The organism is Butyrivibrio sp. MC2021 (genome assembly GCF_000621605.1).
In the GTDB taxonomy this organism is placed as follows: domain Bacteria; phylum Bacillota; class Clostridia; order Lachnospirales; family Lachnospiraceae; genus Butyrivibrio.
Window position 1 is genome coordinate 26,118 of sequence record NZ_JHXX01000005.1, and the last position, 13,048, is coordinate 39,165.

At 48.0% G+C, this 13,048-nt stretch carries 9 protein-coding genes; 7 read left to right on the forward strand and 2 right to left on the reverse strand.

Going from position 1 to position 13,048, the window contains the following annotated elements:
* Positions 1–34 precede the first annotated feature (34 nt).
* From T359_RS0110915 to T359_RS0110930, 4 genes are all read left to right on the forward strand, one after another.
* Positions 35–979, forward strand: coding sequence for a C40 family peptidase (locus T359_RS0110915; RefSeq protein ID WP_026517520.1), 945 nt, complete (start codon positions 35–37; stop codon positions 977–979).
* 18 nt (positions 980–997) lie between these two features.
* Positions 998–1,723, forward strand: a complete 726-nt coding sequence (locus T359_RS0110920; protein WP_026517521.1) for a hypothetical protein — start codon at positions 998–1,000, stop codon at positions 1,721–1,723.
* 171 nt (positions 1,724–1,894) lie between these two features.
* Complete coding sequence (locus T359_RS0110925; RefSeq protein ID WP_026517522.1) at positions 1,895–4,375, forward strand: glycogen/starch/alpha-glucan phosphorylase; 2,481 nt, start codon at positions 1,895–1,897, stop codon at positions 4,373–4,375.
* Positions 4,376–4,471: 96 nt separating this feature from the next.
* A complete protein-coding gene (locus T359_RS0110930; RefSeq protein WP_026517523.1) occupies positions 4,472–4,819 on the forward strand; it encodes a DUF1622 domain-containing protein in 348 nt (115 codons plus the stop codon).
* A gap of 60 nt (positions 4,820–4,879) precedes the next feature.
* On the opposite strand, the gene T359_RS0110935 is transcribed toward T359_RS0110930, so the two are convergent.
* The gene (locus T359_RS0110935) at positions 4,880–6,487 is read right to left on the reverse strand and encodes a CTP synthase (RefSeq protein ID WP_026517524.1); all 1,608 of its coding nucleotides are present in this window, start codon (positions 6,485–6,487) and stop codon (positions 4,880–4,882) included.
* A 308-nt stretch (positions 6,488–6,795) separates the two neighbouring features.
* Here T359_RS0110935 and ftsH point away from each other — a divergent pair, with 308 nt between their 5' ends.
* Positions 6,796–9,069 carry an ATP-dependent zinc metalloprotease FtsH gene (gene ftsH, locus T359_RS20070; protein ID WP_035784306.1) on the forward strand — a complete coding sequence of 758 codons (2,274 nt, stop codon included), beginning with the start codon at positions 6,796–6,798 and terminating at the stop codon, positions 9,067–9,069.
* A 53-nt stretch (positions 9,070–9,122) separates the two neighbouring features.
* Here ftsH and uvrC read toward each other — a convergent pair whose 3' ends face one another.
* Positions 9,123–10,988 (reverse strand): excinuclease ABC subunit UvrC, encoded by a 1,866-nt coding sequence (gene uvrC / locus T359_RS0110945; RefSeq protein WP_026517525.1) that lies wholly within the window; start codon positions 10,986–10,988, stop codon positions 9,123–9,125.
* Positions 10,989–11,121: 133 nt separating this feature from the next.
* Between uvrC and hprK the strand changes: the two genes are divergently transcribed.
* On the forward strand, positions 11,122–12,078 hold the full coding sequence (hprK, locus tag T359_RS0110950; protein WP_026517526.1) for an HPr(Ser) kinase/phosphatase: 957 nt from the start codon (positions 11,122–11,124) through the stop codon (positions 12,076–12,078).
* A 24-nt stretch (positions 12,079–12,102) separates the two neighbouring features.
* Positions 12,103–13,038: an ROK family glucokinase gene (locus tag T359_RS0110955; protein WP_026517527.1), complete on the forward strand. Its 936-nt coding sequence runs from the start codon at positions 12,103–12,105 to the stop codon at positions 13,036–13,038.
* Positions 13,039–13,048 lie beyond the last annotated feature (10 nt).

The following is a 13,048-nucleotide window of genomic DNA, read 5'->3' on the forward strand; positions in this document are numbered from 1 at the left end:
CTTTGAAATAAAATGGTTACAAAAGGAGATTTAAATGTCACGTTTTAGTATTAAACCAACAGTTGTATTACAGAATTGCAATGTTTTGGACAGTGTTTCCCAGGCACTTAACAAACATGCAGTTGAGATAGATCAGGTAAAATGCGAGCTGGACAGCAGTTTGGCAGAACTGGCCCCGGCCCTTGAGACCTTATCGGTTAACACTCAGAAGGAAGCAAGTGCCATCAATGTTCTGTCTGATGCACTGAGAAGAATCGTTACTATCTTCACAGAAGGAGAGAATAAGGTTAAGGAGTTCTTTGTTAAGAAGGATCCTATGAATACTCCTGCACCACAGCCCACACCGGAGCCTACACCGGAACCTACTCCTGAGCCCACACCGGAGCCTACTCCCGAGCCTAAGCCGGAACCTACTCCGGAACCTACACCGGAGCCTACACCACAGCCCACACCGGAGCCTACTCCTGAGCCCACACCGGAACCTACTCCTGAGCCCACACCGGAGCCCACACCCGAGCCCACACCGGAACCGAATCCGGATAACGGCGACAGAGCACTTTCACCTGAACAGAGACAGGCTCTTGTTGATAAGGGTATCTACTATACTCAGGAAGGAAATGGCGAGTATATTTACGGAGCTGACGGCGGAGATGCTGACGGCGACGGAATAATTGATTTCGACTGCTCAGGATTTGTTCGCACTCTTTACAGAGAGCAGGGAATCAACTTCGACTACCGCAGAGCAACAGATCTGTACTACAAGGATTCACACATCCAGCACCTTAGCAGCGAGAGCGAGCTTCAGCCCGGAGACCTTATCTTCATGGATAACGGCAGTGGAATCCACCATGTTGTTGTTTATGCAGGTAACGGAATGGTTGTTGAGGCTGCAAGCACAAAGAGCCAGATGAAGTACAGACCTCTTCATCCCACATGGGACAAAGAGACATTGCGTTTTGCAAAGGTAGTAAATAACTAAATAATTCGAGGAGTCATTATGAAAAGAGTTTTATCAGCGTTTTTAACCGGAGCTTTGATCTTATCCATGACAGCCTGCGGCAAGGATGCTACAGAAACACAGGTTGTATCAAAGGATGAGGTGGTTTCCGATATTTCCCTGGAAGATATTGCAGTGCAGTCTGAAAGCCTTGAGGCAGAGCCTGAAGAGGGACAGGTCAATCAGATTGAGCAGGTTGGCTCTGGGGAATCTGAGGTAGCACTTACACAGGAAGAACTTAGTGAGATAGAGCAGATCATCGGAACAAGCGAGTACGGCAGCTTTTTGATGTCAGAATATGAGACAGCCCAGGATATCGACTGGAATGATGTTTTCTACAGCGGCGCCGGCATCGCAGTAGTTGGGGATATTTCCGATGAGGAGTATGCTGCATTTGAGCAGGAGCTTGGTTATGAGCCGACAGGAGATGTGCTTGCGATAAAGAGGGGAGATCTGGAGGCTTTTGTAAAGAAGAACACAGGTCTTGATTATTCAGAGGCCAGAAAGCCTTACAAGGCTACTTACATTGAAAAGTACGATAGCTACTATGTAGAGCGCTCAGACGGATGCTTCCCCAGGTTCAAATGTGTATCCGGAACCAAAAAGGGTGATGTTTACACCGTTTACACAGAGGATGAGGAGGGCTACAGAGGCAGAAATGCTTCCTATTTCACCTTCAAAAAGGATGGAAAGAATCTGGTTGTGATATCTCACAGATTTGCATGACCATTAATGTTTACTGTTATTTAATAAAATAGTAACCGCTTTTGCGGTAAAATAAATACGTACATGTTTGCCCTGTTCAAGGAAAGCTTGATTTTTTGGCAAAATGTGCGTATTTTTTATTGTGATAGGAAATGAGGAAAAATCTATTACACGCAATAACGAGGAGGCTTTATGAAGAAAAAACAACTATCTTTTGACAAAGACCTATTCAAACGAAGCGTGCAGTACAACGTTAAGACACTGTACAGGAAGACTATGGAGGAGGCTACGCCCCAACAGCTCTACCAGGCATCAGCCTACGCCATCAAGGATGCCATAGTTGACCACTGGATGACCACCCAGAAAGCTGCGGATGAGCAGGATCCCAAGATCGTCTACTACATGTCCATGGAATTCCTTATGGGAAGAGCCTTTGGCAACAACCTTATCAACTTACAGGCTTACAAGCCGGTAAAAGAGGCTTTGGACGAGCTGGGAATTGATGTAAACCTTGTTGAGGATCAGGAGCCGGATCCGGCCCTTGGAAACGGTGGTCTCGGAAGACTTGCCGCATGTTTCCTGGATTCCCTTGCAACACTTGGATATCTGGCTTACGGCTGCGGTATCCGCTACAAATACGGAATGTTCCGTCAGGTCATTCAGGATGGCTACCAGGTTGAGGCCCCGGATACATGGCTTGAGAACGGCAATCCCTTTGAGCTTAGAAGAAACGAGTACGCCAAGGAAGTAAAGTTTGGCGGCTACGTAAATGTATATACAGATGACTATGGCAGAACCTGCTTCAGGCAGGAGGGCTACCAGGTAGTAAGGGCGGTTCCTTACGATCTGCCGGTTCTTGGCTATGGCAACGGCGTTGTAAATACCCTCAGAATCTGGGATGCGGAGCCTATTCAGTGCTTCCAGCTGGATTCCTTCGACAAGGGCGACTATCAGAAGGCTGTAGAGCAGGAGAACCTTGCCAGCCAGCTCTGTGAGGTGCTTTATCCCAATGATAACCACATCGCAGGTAAGGAGCTGAGACTTAAACAGCAGTATTTCTTTATCTCTGCTTCTGTTCAGACAGCCCTTAAGAGATATCTTAAGCACCACGACGATATCAGATATTTTTACGAAAAAGCTGTATTCCAGCTTAACGATACACATCCTACCGTTGCGGTGGCAGAGCTTATGAGGCTTCTCATGGATGAGTATTATCTCTCCTGGGATGATGCATGGAATGTGACCATGAACACCTGCTGCTACACCAACCACACCATCATGTCTGAGGCTCTTGAGAAATGGCCTATGGATCTGTTCCAGAGACTGCTTCCCAGAATCTTCCAGATCGTTGATGAGATCAACAGAAGATTCGTTGACCAGATCATGCGTCAGTACTCAAACAGCGCAGGAATCGATGTTCAGGCCAAGATCCGCAGCATGGCTATTCTTTATGACAATCAGGTCAAGATGGCTCACCTGGCTATCGTCGGCGGTCATTCCGTTAACGGCGTTGCCAAGCTCCACACAGAGATCCTGAAAAAGAGAGAGCTTAAGGATTTCTACGAGATGATGCCCGAGAAGTTCAACAACAAGACCAACGGTATCACCCAGAGAAGATTCCTTTTACATGCAAATCCGCTTCTGGCTGACTGGGTAACAGAGAAGATCGGCGACGACTGGATCACAGACCTGTCCCAGATGGAAAAGCTGAAAGAATTTGCCAACGACAAGAAGGCTCTGGCTCAGTTCATGGATATCAAGCTCAAGAACAAGGAGCGCCTTGCCGCTTATATCTTAGAGCACAACGGAGTTAAGGTTGATCCCAAGTCAATCTTCGACGTACAGGTTAAGAGACTTCACGAGTACAAGCGTCAGCTGCTCAACATCCTGACAGTTATGTACAAGTACCACGATATCAAGACTCATCCGGGAAAAGATTTTTATCCCAAGACTTATATCTTCGGCGCCAAGGCTGCTGCGGGATACCTCACAGCCAAGCTTACCATCAAGCTTATCAACTCAGTTGCTGATGTTATCAACAACGACAAGGATATCAAGGGTAAGCTCAAGGTAGTATTTATCGAGGATTACAGAGTATCCAATGCGGAGCTTATCTTCGCTGCGGCTGATGTTTCAGAGCAGATCTCCACAGCTTCCAAGGAGGCTTCCGGAACAGGTAACATGAAGATGATGCTTAACGGCGCGGTTACCCTGGGAACTCTTGACGGTGCTAACGTTGAGATCGTCAATGAAGTGGGTGAAGAGAACGCCTTTATCTTCGGTCTTACTTCTCAGGAGGTTATGGACTATGAGAGAAACGGCAACTACAATCCTCAGGATATCTACAACAGCGATCCTAACGTAAAGGTGGCGCTGGATATGCTGGTGGACGGCACCTTCTCCAAGGACAGAGAGCTCTTCAGACCGCTTTATAACTGCCTCCTTAATTCGGTAGGCGGCAACAGGGCTGACCAGTACTTTATCCTCAAGGACTTCGAGGCATATCTCGAGGCCCAGAACCGTATCTCCGATGCCTACGCTGACAAGAAGCGCTGGGCTAAGATGGCTCTTCTTAACACCGCAAGCTGCGGCAAGTTCTCATCAGACAGAACAATCCAGGAATATGTTGATGAAGTATGGCATCTTAATAAGCTCAATATAGAAATTAAGTAATGATCATAAAAATACGCCTTGGCGGCCTAAAAAAGTCGCTAAGGCGTTATTTTTTGGAGAAAGTCTGCTACAATAGAAGTGATGGGAGGGACGGCTATGGAAAGTGCTTATCTTACAGCGGAAAGTATTTTGAGGTACGTGGTTGAGTTTTCCACGCTTCTTTTGGAATTTTTCGGAATCTGTATCCTTGTGTTCACCGGCGTCAAGAGCTTTATTCTGTGGATAAAAAAGAGCGACTTCATCAGACTGGAACTGGCTCAGGGCATTGCTTTGGCATTGGAATTCAAGCTGGGAGGCGAGGTCCTTAGAACCGTTGTGGTCCGGGACTGGGCTGAGCTTGGTATCCTTGGAGCCATCATAACCCTCAGAGCTGTGCTGACCTTCCTTATCCACTGGGAGATCAAGAACGAGAAAAAGGCTCTGGAGCCCGGCAAAGAAGTATAATTTGAGAAAATTAAAGGCCTCAACCACTTGCGTGGACGAGGCCTTTTGCTATGTCTGAATTTATTTGTTCTCGTGCTCCAGTGAAGCCTTGATGAATCCTGAGAAAAGAGGATGTGGTCTGTTAGGTCTTGACTTAAGCTCGGGATGAGCCTGTGTAGCCATGTGGAATGAATTGGAAGGAAGCTCGATCATCTCAACGATTCTTCCGTCAGGAGATAATCCGCAGAGCTTCAGGCCGTTCTGTACAAGAACTGCTCTGTAGTCGTTGTTAACCTCGTATCTGTGACGATGACGCTCTGTGATGTTCTCTGAACCAAAGAGCTGGAAGGCCTTGGACTCTTTATCAAGAACACAGGGATATGAGCCAAGTCTTAAGGTTCCGCCGATATCCTCAACTCCGTTCTGGTCAGGTAAAAGAGCGATCATAGGATGCTGTGTGTTAGGATCAAACTCGATGGAGTGAGCATCTGTGAAGCCTACTACATTTCTTGCAAACTCTACGATGGCAAGCTGCATTCCAAGGCAAAGACCAAGGAATGGAAGGTTGTTCTCACGGGCATATTTGATTGAGGTGATCATACCCTCGATACCACGGTCGCCGAAGCCCCCGGGAACAATAAGTCCGTCTACATCTGAAAGAATCTCTGCTACATTATCGGGAGTAACAGTTTCTGAATCTACCCACTTGATATCTACTGCGGTCTGATTGGAGATACCGCCGTGTTTAAGAGCCTCAACAACTGAAATGTATGCGTCGTGAAGCTGTGTATATTTTCCTACAAGAGCAACTCTTACTTCGTGTTTTAATGAATAGAGAGTGTCAACCATTGCCTTCCAGTCTGTAAGGTCGGGCTCGGGACAATCAAGCTTGAGGCACTCGCAGGCAACCTGAGCCAGGTGCTCTTTTTCCATGGCAAGAGGAGCTTCATATAAATACTCAAGGTCAAGGTTGTTAAGAACGTGGCTGCTGGGAACGTTACAGAAAAGAGCGATCTTGTCCTTGGTCTCCTGGTCAAGCTCCATCTCACTGCGGCATACGATAACGTCGGGCTGAAGTCCCATTCCCTGCATGGTCTTAACTGCTGACTGTGTGGGCTTGGTCTTGATCTCCTGGGAGCAGCGAAGGTAAGGAATAAGAGAAACAAGGATAAGCATTGCGTTCTCATGTCCAACCTCGTGCTGGAACTGTCTGATGGCCTCAAGGAAAGGCTGTGACTCGATATCTCCCACGGTTCCGCCTACCTCGATGATGGCGATGCGGGTCTCGTCGTCTGTAAAGTTGCGATAGAACTTGCCTTTTATCTCGTTGGTAATGTGAGGGATAACCTGTACGGTGCGTCCGCCGTAATCGCCGCGACGCTCCTTCTGAAGAACGGACCAGTAAATCTTACCGGTTGTAACGTTTGAATTTTTATCAAGATTCTCGTCAATAAATCTTTCGTAATGTCCAAGGTCGAGGTCAGTTTCTGTACCATCTTCGGTCACGAATACTTCTCCGTGCTGAACAGGGTTCATGGTTCCGGGGTCGATGTTGATATAGGGGTCAAACTTCTGCATCGTCACCTTGTAGCCTCTTGCCTTGAGAAGCCTTCCCAGTGATGCGGCAGTGATCCCTTTTCCAAGTCCGGACACAACTCCACCTGTAACAAAGATATACTTGACAGCCATTTTCTTTTTTCCTCCTGATTTAAGACGAGATATTAGTTAATGATAATTTAATAGAAATAGATATTACGAATCAAAACAAAGTCATATTATATAATTTTAGCAGGGGAAAATCTACTGCTAAACTACAATTTTATTAATAAATCTTATATAATTAATGAGTATTGATGTTGAAATATTAAATTGTGTGCGATATAATATCGCAAAATAAGAAATATAAAAGTACGTAAGTTGCAGAAACCTACGTAGACATCATAACACATTACGTATTATATTAAACAGTAGTATTTAACAAGGAATGGAAAGAAAATATGGATAATAATAACAAACAGAGGAACAACAATCCCATGGGGGACGGTTCCAACTCACCAAGAAGACAAAACCTGATTCTTCTTCTGGTTGCGGCACTTATCACCATGCTGCTCATGACTTATTTCCTGAGAGCTTTCTCAGAGAACACCAGCAAGGAGATCACCTATTCCAAGTTCATTGAGTACGCCGAGGGCGGCTATGTTGATCACATTGTCATTGAGTCCGACAGGATCAACATCACAATGAAGACTGTGGATGAGATCAAGAAGCTCAACAAAGAGCAGGGCAAACCAGCCAACTATGCATTGGAAGAAACCGACGGCGAAGAGCTCGCAGATGAGGGCTACGGAAGGCTTTCCATCTGGAGCATCGGCAATATGAAGAATACCCGATATACAGGTATTGCCGAGGAATATACGGAGCTTACCAACAGGATGCTGAAGCTGGGAGTTACAGTCAGCAGCGAAGTTCCTGACAGTTCGGGAGTTATTCTCAACTTCATCCTTTTGTACATCGCACCTATCCTTATCATGTGGTTCCTTTTGTCCATGATATTCAGAAAAATGGGCAAGGGCGGCGGTCCTTTAAGTGTCGGCAAGAGCAATGCCAAGGTCTATGTTCAGAAAGAGACCGGAGTTACCTTTAAGGATGTAGCCGGTGAGGACGAGGCAAAAGAGTCTCTGGTGGAGGTTGTAGACTTCCTTCACAATCCCGCCAAGTACGCCAAGATCGGTGCCAAGCTTCCCAAGGGAGCCCTTCTTGTGGGACCTCCCGGAACAGGTAAGACTCTTTTGGCAAAAGCGGTTGCAGGCGAGGCCCATGTGCCGTTTTATTCCCTGGCAGGTTCAGACTTCATCGAGCTTTACGTCGGTGTTGGTGCCAGCCGTGTAAGAGACCTTTTCTCAGAGGCAAGTAAAAATGCCCCCTGTATCATATTCATAGACGAGATCGATGCCATCGGCCGCAGCCGTGATAACAAGTATGGCGGCGGTAACGAGGAGCGTGAGCAGACTCTTAACCAGCTCCTTTCCGAGATGGATGGTTTCGATTCCTCCAAGGGTGTACTTATCCTTGGTGCCACCAACAGACCTGAGATCCTTGATAAGGCTCTTCTTCGTCCCGGACGTTTCGACAGACGTATCGTGGTTGACAAGCCTGATCTCAAGGGTAGAGAGGATATCCTCAAGGTTCACTCCAAGGATGTTAAGATGGATGAGACCGTTGATCTTAAGGAAGTTGCTCTTGCCACAGGCGGAGCCGTTGGTTCAGATCTTGCCAACATGATCAACGAGGCGGCCATCAATGCGGTTAAGGCAGGCAGAGAGTATGTTTGCCAGCAGGATCTTATGGAGGCCTTTGAGCAGGTTATCGCAGGAAAAGAGAAGAAGAATTCAATCCTCAGCAAGGAGGAGAGAAAGCTTGTAAGCTATCACGAGGTTGGACATGCCCTTGTAAGCGCTGTTCTTACCAATACAGAGCCCGTGCAGAAGATCACCATCGTTCCCAGAACCATGGGATCTCTGGGATATGTGCTCCATGTGCCGGATGATGAGAAGAACCTCAATACCAAGGAAGAGCTCCTTCAGGAGATCAAGGTGCTTCTGGGCGGACGTGCTGCGGAGGAGATCATCTTCAATACAGTAACCACCGGCGCTTCCAACGATATCGAGAAGGCCACATCCATTGCAAGAGCCATGATCACCCAGTACGGTATGAGCGACAGATTCGGTCTTATGCAGCTTGAGTCCATCCAGAACAGATATCTGGACGGCAACAGGATCCTTGAGTGCAGTGATGAGACCGCAACTCTTATCGATGAAGAGGTTAAAAAGCTTCTGGCTGAGTGCTATGAGGAGTCCAAGAAGGTTGTCAGCGCACACCTTGATACCATGGACAAGATCGCAGCCTTCCTTATAGAAAAAGAGACCATCACAGGTAAGGAGTTCATGAAGATCTACCGCGAGGCGGAGGGTCTTACAGAGCCCACCGAGGAAGAGGTAGAGGCAGCTAAGAAAAAGAGAATTTACGCCACAAGAGCTGAGTCAGCACTGGTTGGCGCCAATATTCCCGATAAGAGAGAAAGAAAGGAAGAAGAGGAAAAGAAGGAGGAGCCCGGTCAGGACGACCAGTCAAAGCCTTCATCCGAAGCCCCTTTCGAGGATTCTACCGGAATCGATTATAACGAGGGAATCTTTGCCAATGAGAATTCATCACAGTCTCAGGCCCAGAGCGGCGGAAGATTTTCACACGCACCGGAAGATTTTGACAAATAAGATAATAAAGTCCCGCAGACTTAAGGTCTGCGGGATTTTTTGCGTTCTATTACTTAATTATGGAAGAAGTCGAAGATCTGCTGTGCCACTTTCTCGTTTATTTCCGGAACCTGGGACAGCTCCTCCACGGAAGCGTTCTTGATATCTTCTATGGAATGGAAGTGCTTCATCAGAGCTTTTCTTCTGGCGGGCCCGATGCCCGGGATGTCGTCCAGGGAGCTCTTTACCTGGGCTTTGCTCCTGAGGGAGCGGTGGTACTCTATGGCGAAGCGGTGGGCTTCGTCCTGGATACGGGTGATGAGCTTAAAGCCCTCGGACCTGGTATCTATGGGAAGTTCCACATTGTTAAAGTAGAGGCCCCTTGTCCTGTGGTTGTCATCCTTGACCATGCCGCAGACGGGGATGTTTATGCCCAGCTCATCCAGCACCTGAAGACAGATATTGACCTGGCCGCGACCACCGTCCATGAGAATCAGATCCGGGAACTTGGTAAAGCTGCCGTACTGAGCATCTATGTCGCGAACCTCCATATCGTGGCGCTCCTCGATGCCGTGTAACAGGCGCCTTGTGAGAACTTCGTGCATGCAGGCGTAGTCATCGGGGCCTGCCACGGATTTTATCCTGAACTTTCTGTAATCACTCTTTTTAGGCTTGCCCTTTTCGTAGACCACCATGGAACCTACGTTGGCAAAGCCGCTGATGTTGGAGATATCGTAGGCCTCCATTCTGTTGAGGCCCTTTATTCCTAAGAGATTCTCTATCTCTTTTACCGCGCCGATAGTTCTTCCTTCCTCGCGCTTGATGCGCTCCTTATCCTTGGAAAGAACAAGGGCAGCGTTCTGAGCGGCCAGCTCCATGAGCTTTTCCTTCTCGCCGCGCTCGGGAACTGTGATGTATACGCGGCTTCCCTTTCTCTGGGAGAGCCATTTTTCTATGATCTCCATATCCTCAATGGGCTCCGGAAGAAGGAGCTGTCTTGGGATGAAAGGAGTTCCCGCGTAGAACTGTTTTACAAAGTTAAGAAGGATCTCCGCCTGGGGATTTTCAGACACGTGTGTCATATAGAAGTGTTCTCTTCCTATGAGACGGCCGTCCCTGACAAAGAAAACCTGCACCACAGCGTCCTTTTCATCGGAAGCAATGGCTACAATGTCCTTGTCCTCCATGGAGGAATCCGTCATCTTCTGCTTCTGGGCCACAACTTTTACGCTGTTTAGAAGGTCTCTGTACTTGGCGGCGGACTCAAAGTCCAGCTCCTCGGAGGCACTTTCCATCTTTTGCTGAAGGTCTTTTATTATAAGGCCGTAGTTGCCGTTTAAGAATTCCAGGGCCTTGTCGATGCGTTCCCGGTATTCCTCTTTGGTCACATTGCCGGTGCAGGGGCCGCAGCACTGCTTCATATGGTAGTTGAGGCAGGGCCGCTCCAGGCCGATGTCCCTGGGCAGAACCCTGTTGCAGGTCCTAAGGCCGTAGATCTTGTTGATGAGATCGATGGTATCCTTAACCGCAGCGGCGCTGGTGAAGGGGCCGAAATATCTGGACTTGTCTTTTTTCATAAGTCTGGAAAAAAGGACTCTGGGATAATCCTCGGACACTGTTACCTTAATATAAGGATAGGTCTTGTCGTCTTTTAACAGAGTGTTGTATCTGGGGCAGTGCTCCTTGATGAGGTTGTTCTCCAGCACCAGAGCCTCCAGTTCGGAATCCGTGACGATATATTCGAAGCGGGCGATCTGTTTTACCATCTGATCGATTTGAGGTCCGCGGCCGATGTTGGCGCGAAAATAGGACCTGACACGATTGTGCAGATTCACCGCTTTTCCCACGTACATGATGGTATCGTTCTCATCATGCATGATATAGACTCCCGGTTCGTTGGGGAGCTTTTTTAATTCTTCTTTGATATCAAAATTGCTCATGTCACTATTATAAATTCTGCGGGGAAAAACAGCCAGCAGAGATTGGCACCAGTGGAAAAAGTACCACAACTGTGTTATTATGAAGCCGTGTGAGTTTGGTTCACGTGCACACTTTTCTTGGAGGAGGATAATAATGGCAAGCGTAAGTCTTAAAACTATCATTGAAAAAATGAAGCTTGAAAACCTGACCCCTGAGCTTGATATCAAGAAGATCAGGATCAGTCAGCCCGATATCAACAGGCCCGCCCTTCAGCTGGCAGGCTACTTCGAGCATTTTGAGGCCACTCGTCTTCAGGTAATCGGCTTCGTTGAGTATACATATATGGAATCTTTTCCTGATGACAAAAAGGAAGAGATGTACAGGGAATTCCTTTCTTTCGATATTCCCGGTGTTGTTTTCTGCAGGGAGCTTGCTCCGGACCCGCTGTTTATCAAGATAGCAATGGAGGAGAAGGTACCCGTTCTTTTGACCAAGAAATCCACTTCAGCCTTTATGGCAGAGATAATCAGATGGCTTAATGTCAAGCTTGCTCCTTGTATTTCCATACACGGAGTTCTGGTAGATATCTTCGGTGTCGGCGTTCTTATCACCGGTGAGAGCGGAATCGGTAAGTCCGAGACCGCCATCGAGCTCATCAAGAGAGGACATCGTCTTGTATCGGACGACGTTGTTGAGCTTCGCCGTGTAAGTGAGGAGACCCTTATCGGTACAGCCCCTGATATCACCAAGCACTTCATCGAGATGAGAGGTGTAGGTATCATCGATGTTAAGACTCTTTACGGTGTATCCAGCGTAAGAGAGACCCAGACCATCGACCTGGTTATCAAGCTTGAGGACTGGGACAAGGATAAAGAGTATGACAGACTGGGCCTTGAGGAGGAGTATACAGAGTATCTTGGAAACAAGATCGTATGCCACAGAATCCCCATCAGACCCGGACGTAACCTGGCTGTTATCTGCGAGTCCGCAGCTGTCAACCACAGACAGAAGGCCATGGGCTACAACGCAGCTCAGGAGCTTTACAACCGCGTACAAAATTCGCTCGCACGTCGAAGAAATGAAGACGAAGATGACGAGGCGGATGACTAAATAAAATAGAGGAGACGAAAAAAGATGGCAAGATACGTATTCGGAGCAGACATTGGAGGCACAACAGCAAAGATCGGACTTCTTACAGAGACCGGCGAGAAGGTGGATTTCTGGGAGGTTCCCACAAGAACAGATAACGGCGGCGAGTTTGTTTTAACAGACGTTGCCGAGGCTATCAGAGCCAAGATAAATGAAAAGGGCATCAACGACGCAGACGTAGTCGGTGTCGGAGTAGGCGTTCCCGGTGCCGTTAATGTTGACGGCCTCTGCTATCAGGCAGTTAACCTGGGCTGGGAGAACAGAGCCGTTGTCAACGAGCTTCACTCCAAGGTTAAGCTTCCCGTTAAGGCAGGAAACGATGCTAACGTAGCAGCTCTCGGAGAATCCTGGAAGGGCGGCGGACAGGGCTATCAGAACATGCTTCTTGTAACTCTCGGAACCGGCGTTGGCGGCGGAATCATCAACGAAGGCAAGATCTTAAGCGGAGCCAAGGGCTCAGGCGGAGAGATCGGACATATCCATCTTGTGGATGATGAGCCTGATACCTGCGGATGCGGCAAGCACGGCTGCTTTGAGCAGTATGCCAGCGCGACAGGCGCAGTTAGAATTGCCAAGAGAATCCTGGCTGAGACCAAAGAGGACAGCGTTCTTCGCGGCGGCGCTTTCGAGTGCAAGGACATCTTCGATGCAGCCAAGAAGGGCGATGCTGTAGCCACCAAGATCGCAGAGAGATACGGCTACTACCTTGGAAAGGGTATTGCCATCACAGCCAGCGTAGTTAACCCTGAGATCATCGTTCTGGGCGGCGGTGTATCCAAGGCAGGAGACATGCTCTTTGACCTTCTTATGCCAAGCTTCAAGAAGTACGTATTCCCGGGCTGCGGCGATGCAAAGTTCGCTCTGGCCAAGCTTGGAAATGACGCAGGCGTATACGGCGCAGCAAAGATGCTTTTATACTAATGGAGAGAAG